At 72.0% G+C, this 15,277-nt stretch carries 19 protein-coding genes and 1 tRNA gene; 4 read left to right on the forward strand and 16 right to left on the reverse strand.

From position 1 onward, the window contains the following. The 14 genes from VGT06_00845 to VGT06_00910 all read right to left on the reverse strand — a co-directional run. Nucleotides 1–219, reverse strand: a 219-nt coding sequence (locus VGT06_00845; protein HEV8661679.1) for a proteasome ATPase, incomplete at its 3' end; no start/stop codon positions are given. Nucleotides 220–244: 25 nt separating this feature from the next. Next, the gene (locus VGT06_00850; protein HEV8661680.1) at nucleotides 245–1,378 is read right to left on the reverse strand and encodes an Mrp/NBP35 family ATP-binding protein; all 1,134 of its coding nucleotides are present in this window, start codon (nucleotides 1,376–1,378) and stop codon (nucleotides 245–247) included. A 170-nt stretch (nucleotides 1,379–1,548) separates the two neighbouring features. Next, the gene (gene folE, locus VGT06_00855; GenBank protein ID HEV8661681.1) at nucleotides 1,549–2,100 is read right to left on the reverse strand and encodes a GTP cyclohydrolase I FolE; all 552 of its coding nucleotides are present in this window, start codon (nucleotides 2,098–2,100) and stop codon (nucleotides 1,549–1,551) included. 242 nt (nucleotides 2,101–2,342) lie between these two features. Then, nucleotides 2,343–2,948, reverse strand: coding sequence for a hypothetical protein (locus VGT06_00860; GenBank protein ID HEV8661682.1), 606 nt, complete (start codon nucleotides 2,946–2,948; stop codon nucleotides 2,343–2,345). Between the two features lie 99 nt (nucleotides 2,949–3,047). Beyond that, entirely contained in the window at nucleotides 3,048–3,338 is a 291-nt protein-coding gene (locus tag VGT06_00865) for a hypothetical protein (protein ID HEV8661683.1), read from the reverse strand. Nucleotides 3,339–3,345: 7 nt separating this feature from the next. After that, nucleotides 3,346–3,738 (reverse strand): hypothetical protein, encoded by a 393-nt coding sequence (locus VGT06_00870; GenBank protein HEV8661684.1) that lies wholly within the window; start codon nucleotides 3,736–3,738, stop codon nucleotides 3,346–3,348. A gap of 142 nt (nucleotides 3,739–3,880) precedes the next feature. After that, a tRNA-Gly gene (locus tag VGT06_00875) sits at nucleotides 3,881–3,954 on the reverse strand. Nucleotides 3,955–3,998: 44 nt separating this feature from the next. Further along, nucleotides 3,999–4,484 (reverse strand): acyl-CoA thioesterase, encoded by a 486-nt coding sequence (locus VGT06_00880; GenBank protein HEV8661685.1) that lies wholly within the window; start codon nucleotides 4,482–4,484, stop codon nucleotides 3,999–4,001. Next, nucleotides 4,481–5,074: a hypothetical protein gene (locus VGT06_00885; protein HEV8661686.1), complete on the reverse strand. Its 594-nt coding sequence runs from the start codon at nucleotides 5,072–5,074 to the stop codon at nucleotides 4,481–4,483. The genes VGT06_00880 and VGT06_00885 overlap by 4 nt, the downstream gene beginning before the upstream one ends. Beyond that, a complete protein-coding gene (locus tag VGT06_00890; GenBank protein HEV8661687.1) occupies nucleotides 5,058–5,201 on the reverse strand; it encodes a hypothetical protein in 144 nt (47 codons plus the stop codon). The genes VGT06_00885 and VGT06_00890 overlap by 17 nt, the downstream gene beginning before the upstream one ends. Nucleotides 5,202–5,489: 288 nt before the next feature. Beyond that, entirely contained in the window at nucleotides 5,490–6,959 is a 1,470-nt protein-coding gene (locus VGT06_00895; protein ID HEV8661688.1) for an HD domain-containing protein, read from the reverse strand. Continuing rightward, nucleotides 6,959–7,684: an amino acid ABC transporter ATP-binding protein gene (locus tag VGT06_00900; GenBank protein ID HEV8661689.1), complete on the reverse strand. Its 726-nt coding sequence runs from the start codon at nucleotides 7,682–7,684 to the stop codon at nucleotides 6,959–6,961. The genes VGT06_00895 and VGT06_00900 overlap by 1 nt, the downstream gene beginning before the upstream one ends. Nucleotides 7,685–7,709: 25 nt before the next feature. Then, entirely contained in the window at nucleotides 7,710–8,387 is a 678-nt protein-coding gene (locus VGT06_00905; protein HEV8661690.1) for an amino acid ABC transporter permease, read from the reverse strand. 29 nt (nucleotides 8,388–8,416) lie between these two features. Next, nucleotides 8,417–9,196, reverse strand: coding sequence for a basic amino acid ABC transporter substrate-binding protein (locus VGT06_00910; protein HEV8661691.1), 780 nt, complete (start codon nucleotides 9,194–9,196; stop codon nucleotides 8,417–8,419). Between the two features lie 209 nt (nucleotides 9,197–9,405). Between VGT06_00910 and cysE the strand changes: the two genes are divergently transcribed. Continuing rightward, nucleotides 9,406–10,101, forward strand: coding sequence for a serine O-acetyltransferase (gene cysE, locus VGT06_00915; GenBank protein HEV8661692.1), 696 nt, complete (start codon nucleotides 9,406–9,408; stop codon nucleotides 10,099–10,101). Here cysE and VGT06_00920 read toward each other — a convergent pair. Beyond that, entirely contained in the window at nucleotides 10,078–11,448 is a 1,371-nt protein-coding gene (locus tag VGT06_00920; protein ID HEV8661693.1) for a polysaccharide deacetylase family protein, read from the reverse strand. The two genes, cysE and VGT06_00920, sit on opposite strands and share 24 nt — an antisense overlap. 3 nt (nucleotides 11,449–11,451) lie before the next feature. Beyond that, nucleotides 11,452–12,774 carry a DUF1015 domain-containing protein gene (locus VGT06_00925; GenBank protein ID HEV8661694.1) on the reverse strand — a complete coding sequence of 441 codons (1,323 nt, stop codon included), beginning with the start codon at nucleotides 12,772–12,774 and terminating at the stop codon, nucleotides 11,452–11,454. Between the two features lie 241 nt (nucleotides 12,775–13,015). Here VGT06_00925 and VGT06_00930 point away from each other — a divergent pair, with 241 nt between their 5' ends. The 3 genes from VGT06_00930 (at nucleotide 13,016) to VGT06_00940 (ending at nucleotide 15,276) form a co-directional block, all read left to right on the forward strand. Beyond that, the gene (locus VGT06_00930; protein ID HEV8661695.1) at nucleotides 13,016–13,528 is read left to right on the forward strand and encodes a cyclic nucleotide-binding domain-containing protein; all 513 of its coding nucleotides are present in this window, start codon (nucleotides 13,016–13,018) and stop codon (nucleotides 13,526–13,528) included. Beyond that, nucleotides 13,500–14,153 carry a hypothetical protein gene (locus tag VGT06_00935; GenBank protein HEV8661696.1) on the forward strand — a complete coding sequence of 218 codons (654 nt, stop codon included), beginning with the start codon at nucleotides 13,500–13,502 and terminating at the stop codon, nucleotides 14,151–14,153. The genes VGT06_00930 and VGT06_00935 overlap by 29 nt, the downstream gene beginning before the upstream one ends. A 61-nt stretch (nucleotides 14,154–14,214) precedes the next feature. Further along, on the forward strand, nucleotides 14,215–15,276 hold the full coding sequence (locus tag VGT06_00940; protein HEV8661697.1) for an Ldh family oxidoreductase: 1,062 nt from the start codon (nucleotides 14,215–14,217) through the stop codon (nucleotides 15,274–15,276). The last annotated feature ends 1 nt before the right edge of the window (nucleotide 15,277 follow it).

Raw genomic sequence — 15,277 nt, forward strand, 5'->3', positions numbered from 1 at the left:
CTGCTCCTTCGCCTGGTGGAGGGCCTGGACGAGGCGCTCGTTCTGCTGGTAGGCCTGGTCGAGCTGCTCCCGGGAGGCGTGGAGCTTCGCCCGGAGGAACTCGAACTCCCGGGGGGCCTGCTCGAGGCGGCGGCGGAGGTGATAGACCTCCTCCTCGAGGGCCTTCACCTGGGCCTGGAGGGCCTCGATCTCGGCTTCGTAGCGATTCCCGTCTTTCATGGGCGCGCGCAGGAGCGGGCCGGCCCTAGCCGCCCGGGGCCGGTCCCTTGATGAAGACCACGTTGTCCGTCGGGGCTTCCGTCAGGCTGGCCACGCTGATCCGCCCCGCGAGCGCCCCGGCCACCTTCCGGTAGATCGCGGCCGAGTTCGACGTCGGGGCACCGACCAGGAGCGGCTGGCCGCTGTCGCTGAGACGGCAGATCTCGGGGTCGATGGGGATCTCCCCAAGGAAGGGGACGCCGAGGCGCTCGGCCGCCCGCCGGCCGCCCCCCCGCGAGAAGATCTCGGCCTCGTGACCGCACTGCGGGCAGAGGTACGCGCTCATGTTCTCGATGATCCCCAGGATGGGGACCTTGAGCTGGCGGAACATCGCCAGGGCCTTCCCGGCGATGTTCATGGCCACATCCTGCGGGGTCATCACGATGACGGCCCCGCTGAGGGGGATGGTCTGGGAGAGGGTGAGCTGGGCGTCCCCCGTCCCCGGCGGAAGGTCCACCAGCAGGTAGTCGAGGATTCCCCAGTCCACGTCCCGGAGCATCTGCTGGATGGCGCCGGCCACCATCGGGCCGCGCCAGACCACCGGCGCCCCCTCCGGGAGGAAGAAGCCCAAGGACATCACCTTCACCCCCAGGTGGCCGGTGAAGGCGATGATCTTCCCGCCGTTGCTCCGCGCCTCCCCCCGGAGGCCCATCATCTGGGGGATGCTCGGGCCGTAGATATCGGCATCGAGCAAGCCGACCTGGGCACCCGCCTCGGCGAGCGCCACGGCCAGGTTCGTGCTGACGGTGGACTTCCCGACGCCCCCCTTGCCGGAGGCGATGGCCAGGGCGTGCTTGACCCCCGGCAGCGGGGCCCGCTCCGGGGTCGCGCGGCCGGTGGCGACGTTGCTGCTCATCTTGAGTTCGACCCGGGCCACACCGGGAACGGTCATCAGCGCCTCCCGGACGTCCCCTTCGATCTTCTCCTTCAGCGGGCAGGCAGGCGTGGTGAGCTCGACCGTGAGGCGGACGGTCCCCCCCTCCACCTTCAGGTCCTTGATCATGTTGAGGGTGACGAGGTCCTTGTGGATCTCCGGGTCCTGGACCTTCCGCAGGGCCTCGAGGACGGCGGCCTCAGAGACCGCCCCGGCTCCCGACTGGTTCCGCTGCTTTCCCCACACGTCGCACCCCCTCCGGCCGCCTCATCCTCTCGCCCACCCGAGAACACCGGGTCCGCCCCCGAGGCGCCCGCGCGTCTTCGGAATCTGGCACCTCTCGTTCGAGGATAGCAGAGGCTTTCCCTCTGTCAAGCAGTATGCCCTGGTGACGAGGGCCACCCGCCCCCGGAGCCTTATCGGCCCGGCCCGGCGATGAGCTGCAGGAATTCGTTGCGGGTCATGGGGCACTCGCGGAAGAGCCCCAGCATGCTGCTGGTCACCGCCCGGCTGTTCTGTTTCTCCACTCCCCGCATGATCATGCAGAAGTGGTGGGCCTCGATGACCACCGCCACCCCCCGCGGCTCCAGGGTCTGCATCAGGGTATCGGCGATCTGGCAGGTCAGACGCTCCTGGACCTGGAGGCGCCGGCTGAACATCTCCACCAGGCGGACGACCTTGCTCAGGCCCAGGATCTTGTTCTTCGGGAGGTAGGCCACGTGGGCCTTGCCGGTGAAGGGGAGGAGGTGGTGCTCGCACATCGAGTAGAGGTCGATGTCCTTCACCAGGACCATCTCGTTGTACTGCTCGACGAAGACGGCTCCGTTCAGGACCTCCGACAGGTCCTGCCGGTACCCGCTGGTGAAGTACTCCCAGGCCTTCGCCACCCGTTCGGGCGTCTTGACGAGCCCTTCCCGGTACGGGTCCTCCCCCAGCTCCTTCAACAAATCACGGATGAGCGGCTCGATGGCCACCGGTTGACTCCTTCCTTGCTGTTCCGCCGTCTTCGCAGGAACGCGAAGCAGGCCGCGCCCGTTCGCGCGATCGTCTGCCGCTGGCGCTCCGCCGGAGCATACCCCCCGCGCAGAGGGGAAGTCAAACGCCCTCCGCTGCTGCCCGCGCTCCCGGCCGGCGCGGGGTCCATCAAAGAAGTCGAGGGCGGCAGAGCCCCTGCCGCCCTCCTTCTCCGGAACGCGGGGCGTACCCGCCCCTAGAAACTGGTCTCGACGAAGCGAATGCTCCAGCCGCTACTTCTCGGATCCACCGTCACCACACGGTCGTAGGTCCCCACGGGCCGCCTCCCGAACTGGGTGCTCACGAAGGCCTTCGCGATGACCCGGTGCTGGCCGACGTCCAGGTTCACGGGCCGGCTCTCCTGGGGGTTCAGGATGAAGCTCGGGCTCCCGAGGCTCCCGGGCTGCTGGTCCAGGTGCACCTGGATCTCCCAGCGGGTGCTGTTGCTGACCTCCCCCCGGGTCGGGTCGGGAGCGTAGGGGCCCTGCCCCGTCACGGGCGGGCCGCCCGGCTGCGGCACGCCGGCCCGGGCCGCGTCCTGGCGGCCCTGCTCGTAGGCCCGCTGCTGGCCCTGCTGGTAGATGTCCCCGGCGATCGCCCCACCCAGGCCGCCGATGATGGCTCCGAGGAGGGCCCCCCTCCCCGGGCTCCCCCCCGTCGCCGCGCCCACGACCGCCCCCGTCGCCGCGCCAGCCCCGGCGCCGATGACGGCGCCCTGTTGGGCCGGGGTCGGCGTGGTGGCGCAGCCGGCGGCAACCAGGGGAGCGATGAGCGTCAGGATGAACACGTGTCGCACCGTCATGGGTCCCCTCCTCCCGGCAGCCCCGGTCGGCGCCCCGCCAGGGCCACGCTCCTTCAGACGAGACCAGGCCCGGAGCTATTCCGCCCCTCGCCCGGACCCTCAGGCCTCCTCATCGGTCTGTTCCACCTCGTAGCCGAGGCTCTCCAGCTCCATCACCAAGAGGGGGATGTGCTTGTAGGCCGCCGGCGCCGTCCGGACCCCCGACTCCGGGCCCGCCTCCTGCCAGTGCGTCGGCGGCTTCACGGGGATGAGCTGGGGCGTGCTCAGGATCCGGTCGGCCGCGGCCCGCAGGCCCGGGTCCTCCGTCTGCACGGAGAGGGAGCGGGCGTCGGCCCGCCAGGTCCCCAGGACCGTCGCCGACCCTTGCCTCCGGATGATCCCCTGGGCCACGGCGCGGCTACCCCTTCTTGAGGCCGGGCGGGAGCTTCTCCTTGAGCTTGCCCGGCGAGCTCTTCCGCAGGCCCGGCGGCAGATCCTTCGCGTCCACGCCCCGCCAGGGGCCCCGGTGGCTCGGGCCGCTGTACCAGCCCCCCTCGTGGAAAAAGTAGTACACGCCGCCCACGACGAAGACATCGTACTCGATCCCGGTGGCGATGTAGATGTTCGTGTCCGGAATCAGGATGAGCCGGGGCGCCGCCACCAGGACCGGGGGGCCCATTTTCTTGGCCTGCCCGGGTGGAATCCCGCCGTGCCCGGGCGGGATGCCGCCGCGGCCCGGCGGCCCCCCTGGCACGATCACGCACCCGGCCAGCAGACCGCTCAGCACCCCCGCGATGAGCGCACGACGCATAGGACCCTCCTCATGAGGAGAGCGCATGATCCCCCCCTGGGGTTGAATGAGTATATCACAGAGCCGGCGGCGCGGCCGGCCGGCGGCGCCCTTCCGGCAAAAAAAACGGGTCACGGGGACCCGTGACCCGGAGCGGCGATTCTGGAGCGGGTAGCGGGAATCGAACCCGCATCTAAGGCTTGGGAAGCCTTCGCCCTACCATTGGACGATACCCGCGCGCCGTCCTTTCTAGCACAGGCGAAGCGGGGGTGCAAGGGGCCTCAGCCCTTCCGCTGCTTGCGGCGTGCCCCCATCCGGGCCTCGGCGGCGGCCATCCGCCGCCGGTCCTCCTCATTCTCGGGGATGAGGCCCGGCACGGGGCAGGGCTTCCCCTCCTCGTCCAGGGCCACGTACACCAGGTAGGCGGAGGAGGTATGCCGGATCTCCCCGGTCAGGAGGTCTTCCGTCTCCACCCGCACTCCCACCTCCATCGAGGTGGTCCCCGCGTAGTTGACGGACGCCTTGAAGGTGACCAGGCAGCCGATGGGGACCGGCGAGCGGAAGGTCATGCTGTCCAGGGCCACCGTCACGGTGGGTCGGCGCGCATGGCGAGCCGCCGCCACCCCGCCGGCCTCGTCCACCAGCCGCAGGATGACTCCCCCGTGGACCGAGCCGAGCGGGTTGGCGTCGGCCGGGTTCATGAAGGTGGACAGCACGACCCGGGACGCGCTCACCGGTTTTGCCCGGAGGTCCTGCCCGTTCGTCACAGGTCCGTCTCCCGGTAGTTCGTCACGCTCCACACCCCTCCCTGCTTCCCGGTGGCGACCAGGACGCGCTTGCGCAGCGCGAGCGGGCCGGCCCGCACCGTCACCAGGAAGGTGAAGAAGATCCGCTCCTCCCCCTGGACCTGCTGCCCCTCCAGCGTCGCCTCCACCTCGCGCTCCCGCGCCCGGGGATCGGCCACCGTCTCCGCCGCCAGCCGCCGCTCCTCTTCCAGCTTCCTCCTGGCCAGGCCCGAGGCGTAGCGGCCCGCCGCTTCGGGGTCGGCCGCCGCGTAGTAGCGGTCCACGAAGGCCCGGGCGATCCCCTCGGGGCCGGCCGGCTCGGACGGGCAGGCCGCCAGGCCCGCGGCGAGGAACAGGAGGAGGACCCAGCGGAGACGGCGCGTCCAGCCGGAGCGGGGAGCGGAGGGCGCGGGAGCCAGACGGGAGAGGTGATAGTCGGGCGCCGCCAGGAACTGCTCGAAGCTGATCCGTGCGGCAGCCGCGATCCCCAGGGTCACGAACAGGTTGCCGTAATGCTCCAGCAGCTCGTCGGGGAGAGGGCGGAGCCGCGGGCGCCTAGCGCGGGCCCGCACCGGCGCTCCCGGCTCCCCGGGTCTCCCGGGGGAGACCGCAGAGGGCAACCGTGAAGAGGGTGAGCAGGAGGAGGAGGAAGCCCAGGAGCATGTGCCGCAGCCCCGCCTGCCGGGTCCGCTCGTCCACCGCCCCTCCCGCCCTCGCCCGTACCATCCCGCCTCGTCGCCTTATACCACTCGAGCGCGGCCGGGGCAACCCTCGGGAAGGCCGGACGCCTTGCGTTTCGCATTCCCGCCGCGCCGCGGGTCCTGTCGCCGGCGCCGCCCCCGGCCCCCCGGAGGGAACCCTCCCGTGGTTCCCCCCATCGGCCAGGCGCCGATGGGACCCCCCTCCGCTATGGGGGCCGTCGGGCGGCATCCGGCGCCACCCGCGGCGCAGGAGCCCGTGCGGATCGCGGAATCCCTTCAAGGAGCGCTATGAGGGCCCCCAGGATTGCCGGAACGTCGGCCACTCCGCGCGCAGGCGCTCCAGGGCCTCCGCCGGCGTGCGGACCTCTCCCGCCGCCTGCCACTCCGCCACGGCGGCCAGGCAGGCTCCCACCAGCGGCCCGGGAGGGATCTTGAGCGCCGCCATCACCTCCTCCCCCCGGAGGAAGGGGGCCGACGCCGCCGGCCGCATCCGGTCCCGCCGGAACGCGAAGGTCTCCCGGACGAAGGCCACCTGGCGCCGGAAGGCGGCGTCCTCCCCGCCGGTCGCCCGGACATCGGCCAGGCTGTGCAGGAGGACCTCCTCCGCCACCTCCCCCAGGTCGCGGAGGAGGCGGTAGCGCGCCCGGGGCGTCACGCTCGGCTCGGCCGCAAGCAGGATCGGGCGCAGGTGCTCGGCCACGACGGACGTGACGAGGGCCGCAGCCTGGCGGCCGAGGCGCAACCCCTCGCAGAGGCCCGCAGCCAGCTCGGCCCCCCGCGCCTCGTGTCCGAGGAACCGGACCCGGTCCCCCTCCTGGGTGCGCGTGGCCGGCTTTCCCGCGTCGTGCATGAGGGCGGCGAACAGGAGGAGGCTCCTGCGACTGATGTTCCCTTCCACGGGGGCGGCCATCCGCTCACCCGTTTCGGTCCCGGCCTCGGGGACCAGCCGGGGCAGGCGGTCCAGAACCCAGGGGATCCCCTCCACCACCTCGAGCGTGTGCTCCCAGACGTCCTGCCGGTGCGGGTCCCCCTGCGGGACCCCCTTGAGGGCGGCCAGGGGAGGGAGGATCACCGCGAGGATCCCCAGGTCGTCCAGGACCCGGACGTGGGCGGCCGGGCGAGGCGCATCGAGGATCTTGAACAGCTCGTCCCGGATCCGCTCAGCCGAGACCGCCTCCAGGCCCCCCGCGGCCTCCCGGATGGCCGCCGCCGTCGCCGCCTCCACCTGGAAGCCGAGCTGGGCAGCCATCCGGACCGCCCGCAGGCACCGGAGGGGATCCTCCCGGAGGACCGCCGGGGAGGGGACCCGGATCCGCCGGGCCTCGAGGTCGGCCACCCCCCCGGTGACATCGATGAGCTTCCCCGCCCGGTCCCCGGTCAGGTCCAGGGCCAGCGCGTTCACGGTGAAGTCCCGCTGCACGAGATCCGCCTCGATCCCCTCTCCGCGGAGCGCCGCCACGTCCACCTGCCAGGCGTCTCCCCCGCGGGCGAAGGCGATCCGGACGGTGGTCGGGTCCAGCGGGACCAGCGTCCCGCCGAGGGCCTTCAGGCACTCGGCGACGAGCGCCCGGCAGTCCCCCGAACAGACGAGGTCCAGATCCCGCTCCCGGAGACCCCGCCCCAGGAGATGATCCCGGAGGTAGCCCCCCACCAGGTAGAGGGGGGCCACGCCCCGGCGGGTCGCGGCGGCCACCACCGTCGAGAGGAGAGGGTCGGCGGAGAGGGCCTGCAGGGCGGCAGGGACGTCCAGCGCCATCAGAGGATCTTGCTGAGGAACTGCTTCGTCCGCTCGTGGGTCGGGTTCCGGAAGAAGTGCTCGGGCGGCCCCTCCTCCAGGATCCGCCCCTCGTCCATGAAGCAGATCCGGTCGGCCGCCTCCCGGGCGAACCCCATCTCGTGGGAGACGATGAGCATGGTCATCCCGTCCCGGACCAGCGCCCGCATCACGTCCAGGACCTCCCCCACCATCTCCGGGTCCAGCGCCGACGTCGGCTCGTCGAAGAGCATGACCTTCGGGTTCATGGCGAGGGCCCGGGCGATCGCCACCCGCTGCTGCTGCCCGCCGGAGAGCTGGGTGGGGTAGGCATCGGCCTTTTCCGGGATCCCCACCTTGGTCAGGAGGCGCATCGCCACCCCCCGTGCTTCCTCGGGGGATCGCTTCCGGACCTTCACCTGCGCGAGGGTGATGTTCTCGAGGGCCCGCAGGTGGGGGAACAGGTTGAAGGATTGGAAGACCATCCCCACCTCCCGGCGGACGGCGTTCAGGTCGGTCCGGGGGTCGGTCACCTCGACCCCGTCGATGACGATGCGGCCGCGCGTGGGGATCTCCAGGAAGTTCAGGCAGCGCAGCAGGGTGGACTTGCCGGAGCCGGAGGGGCCGATGATGACCACCACCTCCCCCGGTTGGACGGCCAGGCTCACCCCCCGCAGCGCCTCGATCGTCCCCTTGAAGACTTTGTGGAGGTCGGCGACGGTGACCATGGGCATCGCCGTCGCGACCGGGACGCTAGGAGAGGTGGCCGGCAACTCTGCGCTCCGGGTCGATCCGCTGCTCCAGATAGCGCGCCAGCTTGGTGAGGGGCAAGGTCATGGCCAGATAGATGAGGGTCACCCCCGCGAACGGGCTGAAGACGTTGACCTTCCAGGCCACCACCTCTCGCCCGACCCGGAGCAGCTCGGCGATGGCGAGGGTGGAGACCAGGGAGGAATCCTTCAGCATCGTGACGAACTCGTTGGTCAGGGGGGGGAGGACCAGGCGGAAGGCCTGGGGAAGGACGACGTAGCGCATGGTCTGCATGTGCGTCAGCCCCACCGCCCGGGCCGCCTCCACCTGGCCCCGCTCCACCGACTGGATCCCGGCGCGGAAGATCTCCCCCACGTAGGCGGCGCTGTTCGCGGCCAGCCCCGTGATGCCCGCCGCCATGGCGGGCAGGTTGATCCCCACCGACGGGAGGGCGTAGTAGAGGACGATGAGCTGCATCAGGAGGGGCGTCCCCCGGATGAGCTCGGTATACGAGGTCGCCGCGCCCCGGACCAGGGCAAAGCGGGAAACCCGCATCACCCCGAGGACCAGGCCTCCGGCGATGCCGATGGCGATCGAGACGAGCGTGATGGTGAGGGTCACCCACGCGCCGCCCAGCAGCAGAGGGAAGACCTCCACGAAGATGGACCACCTGAAGTCCATCGGTCCCCCTCAGGGGCGGCCGGTCCGGGCTATTTCTCCCCGAACCACTTCTGCTTCATCTGCCCGTACTTCCCGCTCTTCTTCAGGTCCCGGACGGTCTTGTTGACGACGGTGAGCAGGTCGGCCTCGTCCTTGCGGACCGGGATCCCGAGGAGCTCCGGCTCCCCGAGCTGCAGCCCCCGCACCGGGGTGAACTTCCCGTCCTCCTTCGCGTTGGCCACGATCACCGGGTAATCCGCCACGACCGCGTCCAAGCGCCCCGCCTTCAGGTCCAGATAGGCCTCGGGGAGCTGCTCGTACTTCTTGATCTCCTTGACCCCCTTCACCTTCTCCGCCGCGGCCTGGCCCGTGGTGTTGATCTGGACCCCGACCACCTTCCCCGTGAGGTCCGCCTGCTTCTTGATCCGCTTCTCGCCGAGCCGGACCGCCACCCCCTGCCCGGACTCGAAGTAGGGCTCGGAGAAGACCAGGTCGAAGGACTTCATCCGCTCCTCGGTGATGGTGATCCCGCTGAGGAGCATGTCGAACTTCCCGGCCTTCAGGGCGGCGAAGATCCCGTCCCACGCCGTGTTCACGTACTCCAGCTTCACCCCAAGGGCCTTCGCGACTTCCTGAGCCACCTCCACGTCGAAGCCGGCCGGCTTGCCCGCCTCCATGAACTCGAAGGGAGGATAGGTGATGTCGCTCCCGACCCGGAGCACCCCCGCCTTCTTCACCCGCTCGATGCCCCCGGCCTCCGCGGAGACCAGGAGCACCGGAACCAGGACGACCGCCAGGACCGCCGCCACGACCTGCCGTGCCCCGCGCATGGCTCTTCCTCCTCCCCCGTACGCTTGCCCCCCGCTCCGGATGCGCGTCCGCCGGCCCCCCGGGGGCCGCCGGTCCGCTTCCTCTTCTTATTATATCTATATACCCTGCCCCCCGGGTGGTGTCAAAGGCCGCCGGCTCGGCCTCGGGCCGCCCGTCGCCTTGACTTCCCCGGAGGCATCCAGTAGCTTAACCGTATCGGAGGACCCCCGTGTTCGAAACGCTCAAGCGGGACATCCGCGCGGCGAAGGAGCGGGACCCGGCCTGCCGGGGAACCCTCGAGGTCCTCCTCTGCTACCCGGGCATCCACGCCCTCTGGGTTCACCGCCTCGCGCACCGCTGCTGGAAGGCCGGCCTCCTCCTCCTGGGCCGATTCCTCTCCCACCTGGGTCGGTTTCTCACCGGCATCGAGATCCACCCTGCCGCCACCATCGGGCCCGGCGTGTTCATCGACCACGGGATGGGGGTGGTCATCGGCGAGACGGCGGAGGTCGGGGAAAACGTCACCATCTACCAGGGGGTGACGCTGGGGGGAACCAGCCTGGAGCGGGTCAAGCGCCACCCCACCATCCAGCGCAACGTGGTGATCGGCTCCGGGGCGAAGATCCTCGGCCCCTTCACCGTGGGGGAGAACAGCAGGATCGGCTCCGGATCCGTCGTGGTGAAGGAGGTTCCGCCCAACTCGGTGGTCGTGGGCGTTCCGGGACGGGTCATCTACCGGGACGGCAGGAAGGTCATGACCCCCATCGACCTGAACATGGTGGACCTGCCGGATCCCGTCGCCCAGGCCATCCAGGGGCTCGTGGAGCGGCTGGAGGAGTTGGAGCGGGAGGTGGATACCCTCCGGGCCGCGCTCGGGGCCGCGCAACGGGAGCCGGCTGCCTCAGCCCCCGGCGAGCGTCCCTGATCGCTCCGGCCGCCGGGCCCCCACCGCACTCTCTTCCCCGTCCTCGCGCAGCAGGTCGGAGACCGGCACCAGCGCGTAGCCTCTGGCCCGGAGCCCGTCGATGATCTCGTCCAGGCGCCGGTGCAGCGGGTCGTCCCGCCGGCGGCTGGCGAGGTGCATGAGCACAATTCCCCCCGCCGCCCCGTCCCCCCCCTCCTCGTCAAACCCCAGGATCCGGTCCCGGATGCGCGCCGAGGAGGCGTACAGGCGCGAGGAGCGGTCGGCCACCCAGTCCCGAGTGTCCAGCGTCTCGTTCCCCTCCCCCCGGGTCCAGCCCACGTGGGTGTACCCGAGCCCGGCGGCCCACCGGAGCAGCTCCCGGTTCACCTCCCCGTAGGGCGCGCGCCAGTACCGCCGCATCGCCTGCCCCGTGACAGCCCGGAACGCGGCCTCGGCCCGCCGCAGCTCCCCTTGAAAGATCTCCCGGGTGAGGCCCGGCAGGGTGTCGTGCCGCCGGTTCCGGGCGAAGGTCGTGAGGTGGCGGTGGCTGTCCGTGTGGTTGGCCACCTCGTGCCCCTCGGCCACCATCCGCCGCACCAGATCCGGGAAGCGGCGGATGTACCCCCCCGTCAGGAAGAGGGTCGCCCGAACGCCCCGCGCCTGCAGGATGTCCAGGATCTCGCTGCTCACGTTGGCGTCCGAGCCCCCGTCGAAGGTCAGCGCCACCTCCTTCCGGCTGCGGAGCCCCCGGCTCACTTCCAGGGGGCGCCCCGGAGCGGACGGACCGGGCCGCACGGACGGTGGCAGGGAGGGAGGCTCGGGACGCGCCTCGGGGGGCGAATCCGGAGGCCGCCCGACGGGGGATCCCGGACGGTCGCCGGGCGAGGGCACGAGCGCCCGGAGCCCCGGGAGCGGCGGCACGGGAGAGGGGGTGCGGAGAGGCTTCGCCACGACGACCTCGGGCGGGGGGGGTGAGGGGAAGAGCCAGAGGAGGGCGAGCGCGACGAGGGCGGCGGGCGCGAGGAACCAGCGCAGGCGCGGGAGGACGGCCCGGCCGGAGATGACGCGCCCCTTGAGCCTCCTGAGGTGCTCGTCGAGCCGGGTGCGCCGGAGGCGGAACCGGGCGCCATCCAGGACGGCGCGGATGCGCCCCCACGGGGTTCGGGAAGGGCCGGCGGCGGCGCGCCGGATGTAGCGCCAGTCCTCGGCCGCCGCCCGCTGCAGGAGGTAGATGGCGCTGCAGCCGCGGGCGCAGAAGCTCCGGTGGTGCGCCCGGACCCGGCAGGCCCGGCAGACCGGGGTGAGACACCGGAAGCAGCGGGCGACGGACGGCACCTGAGGGTGGGTGGCGCAGGGCCCCCTGGGCACCGGCTAGGCCTCCTCCGCCATGGCGAGCGGCTCGGCGCGCTGGAAGAGGAGCCCGGTCAGGATTTTGGGGAAGAAGTAGGTCGTCTTCTGGGGCATCCGACCCCCTGCTGCGGCCACCGCCATCACCTGCTCCACCGTGGGGGGCCGCAGGAAGACCGCCAGGCCCTGCTTGCCCTGGCGGACGGCGGCGAGGGCGGCCGCCGCATCCCGCGTGTAGCTCACCCGCTCCTCGGCGGTCCCCCCGGCGCGCGCGACGAGGGGGGCCAGGATCCGTCCGTGCACGCGCACCACATCCAGAGCATCCTCCGGGGAGGCTCCGGGCGCGTCCGGGATCCGGAGCAGCCCCCCCTCCCCCGCCCCCCAGGCGCAGCCCACCACGCACCCTTCGCGGACCGCCTGGAGCGCCTCCAGGAGGGCGGGGAGGCCATCCCCCGCGTCGCCGAGGGGCCAGGGGGTGAGGCGGCCCGCGGCCTCGAGGACGCGCCGAATGGCCGGCGCGGGGAGCCCGGGGAACGGGGCGAGCAGGCGGTGGGTCGGAAGGATCAGGAGGCCGGGATCCTCCGCGTGGACCAGGGTCATGGTGATGTAGTTATAGGCCCGGCGGGCCCGAACCTCGGGGGGGGCGGGATCCGCCGACCGCATCTCCTCCTGGAAGAGGAGGGCGGTCTCGTACCGGTGGTGACCGTCAGCGATGAAGAGGCGCCGATCCCGGAACGCCTCCGCGATGGCCGCCACCGCGTCGCCCTCCCGGATGCCCCAGACCCGGCAGCGGATCCCGAGATCGTCCCGGAAGTCGGCGACCGGCCGGCCCCGGGCCACCCAGTCCCAGAGGCGCCGGACCGGGTCGGCCGGGCCGTCGTAGAGGACGAGGATCTGCTCCAGGTGCGCCGGCATCGCCCGCATCAGGCGCAGGCGATCCTCCTTCGGCCGGGCGAAGGTCTGCTCATGCGGGAAGACGACGCCGGTGCCGTAGGGCGTGAGACGCACGGCGGCGGTAAGACCGGTCCGGGTCCGCTCCATCCCGGCCGCATCCGGGAAGGTCTGCTGCAAGAGGTAGAACGCGGGGACGGGCTCCCGGATCAGCACCCCCGCCCCCACCCACTCGGCGAAGTAGCGGGCCGAGCGGGCGTACCGGTTCTCCCGGGCGTCGTCCCCGGCCAGATCCTCCCCCAGGATGAGGCGGATGGCGTTGTAGGGATGCTGCCGGTGGAGGGCCTCCCGGTGCTCCTCGGGGATCACGTCGTACGGGGGGGAGACGAGGGCGGCCAGCTCCCCGGCCACGGCCGGGTTGTAGCGGTACGCCCGGAACGGGAGGAGTTCGGCCACGGGCACGCCCCCCAAAGACCACGGCGGCACCGGGAGGACCCCCGGCTCCCGGGGCCCCGCGCGGAGCCGCCGCCTGCTTCCGCCGATCGCCATACGTCGCGCCGAACTTACTCGCCGCTCCGGAATCCGTCAAGAGGCAACTGGAGGCCGGCCGAGCGCGCGCCTCGCCGCCAGCCACTTTGCAATTGTTTCGACGCGTGCTACAGTCACGCGTGACCGGCGCCGGCCGGGGGAGGGCGGGATGGCGGGAAAGGCCGAAGGCCTCAAGCAGTGCCCGATCTTCGCCGACCTGAGCGGCGAGGAGCTGCAGAAGGTGGCGGGGGCGGCGAAGGAGAAGACGTTCCCGGAGGGGAGCACCATCTTCACCGAGAGCATGGCCGGCCAGTCCCTCTTCGTCATCCGGTCGGGCAACGTGAAGATCAGCAAGATGCTGGGAGAGGGGGACGAAAAGACGCTGGCCATCCTGGGTCCGGGCGACTGCTTCGGGGAGATGGCGATCGTGGACGGTGGCCCCCGCTCGGCCTCCGCGGTGGTGGTGAAGAAGGCCGAGGTGTTGACCCTGGACAAGAAGGATTTCCAGGTCCTGTGCGATGGCAACCCGAAGCTCGGTTACAAGCTGCTCGCCAGCCTCACCCGCGTGATGGTGAAGCGGCTGCGGGGCGCCCAGGACAAGCTGCACGCGGCCCTCGAGTACGCCCTGAAGGGCGCCCCCCAGGGAGGAAAGGGTGGCTCGCTCGATATCCCGATTAGCTAGGGGCCGGCGAGCGGTCGGCCTCCTCCTGGGGCTCCTCGTCCTCGCCGGCTGCGCCGGCCCGCAGCTCGTGGCGGTGCCGAGCCCTGGCGCGGCGGTCGAGGCTGACGGGCAGCGCGTCACGGCCACATCGCGCGGTCTCACGGTCACCGTAGAGCTGGCCGCGACGGCGCCGGCCGCCGCCCGGGAGCACCTGCTCCCCCTCCGGATCCGCCTGGAGCACACGGGGCCCGGGACCCTCCCGCTCACGCCGGGCGATTTTCTGCTCGTCACCGGGGACGGGTTGCAAGTCGCCGCCCTGGCGCCGACCGAGGCGGCCCTCGCCGCGGCCGGTCCGGATCGGGGATCCGGCGTCAGCCCCCATATCAGCGTGGGCGCGGCCGGCCCGAACCCCACGGTGGGGATCTTCGGCATCGGCCTGGTCTTCGGCGCCGGCGGGGGCGGGGGCCGGCAGGCCGTGCTGGACGCCGCCTTCCCCTTCGGGACGCTCACGGCCGGTGGCCGCGCCGAGGGGTTCCTCTACTTCCCCCGGGCGGCGGCCAAGGGGAGCCTGACGCTGCTGGTCCTGCCGGCGGCCTGGCCGGCGGGGGCGGAGCGGCTGGCCCTGGAATTCCGGTGGCAGGAGTAGGCGCCGCTCTCCCCCCTGAGTCGCACCCCCCGAGACGCCACCGCTGACCGAGAGGAACCCCGTGTCTGCCGCACCCCGCCGCGTCCCTGCCTCCGCCCTCGAGACGTTCACTGCGCGGCTCTTCCGGTCCCACGGTCTCCCCACCGCAGACGCAGAAACGGTGGCGCGCGCGCTGGTCCTGGCGGACCTGCGGGGGGTGGACTCCCACGGGGTCCTGCGGGTCGGGGTCTACGTGGAGCGCCTGAAGCGGGGGCTGATCAATCCCGCCCCGAAGGTCCGGGTCCTGCGGGAGACGCCCGGGGCAGCCTTGCTCGATGGGGACAACGGCATGGGGCCGGTCGTGGCGACGGCCGCGATGCGCCTCGCGCTCGAGAAGGCCCGGGCGACGGGAACGGGAACCGTGGCGGTCCGCCGGGGGAACCACTACGGGATGGCGGCCGCCTACCCCCTGATGGCCCTCGAGGAAAACTGCATCGGCCTCACGGTGACGAACGGGCCGGCGCTCGTCGCCCCGTGGGGCGGCACGCGGCGGTTCTTCGGGACCAACCCGCTGGCCATCGCCGTCCCGGCGGGCCGGGAACGCCCCGTGGTCCTGGACATGGCGACCACCGTCGTCGCCCGCGGGAAGATCATCAAGGCCGCCAAAGAGCAGCAGCCGATCCCGGCGGGCTGGGCGCTTGATGTGGCGGGGAGCCCTACCACGGACGCCGCGGCGGCGCTGGCGGGGACCCCCGTTCCTCTCGGGGGCTATAAGGGCTCCGGCCTCATGCTGCTGATCGAGGTCCTGAGCGGGGTGCTGGCCGGGGCCGCCGTGGGGCCGGCCGTGGGGGAGCTGTACGACAACCCGCGGCGACCGCAGGATGTCGGCCACCTGTTCGCGGCGCTTCGCCTCACGGCCTTCGGGGATCCGGAGGCCTTCAAGGCCCGCATGGATGCCATGATCCAGGAGGTCCGGAGCGGTCCCGCCGCCCCAGGGACCGAACGGATCTACCTGCCCGGGGAGATCGAGTTCGAAACGGAGGCCCGCCACCGGCGGGAGGGGGTCCCCATCGGGCCGGCCCTCTGGGAGGAGCTGACCGTGCTGGGACGGGAGGTCGGGCTCCCGCTCCCGGGGGAAGCGTAGG

It is taken from the genome of Candidatus Methylomirabilis sp., assembly GCA_036000645.1.
GTDB lineage: Bacteria > Methylomirabilota > Methylomirabilia > Methylomirabilales > JACPAU01 > JACPAU01.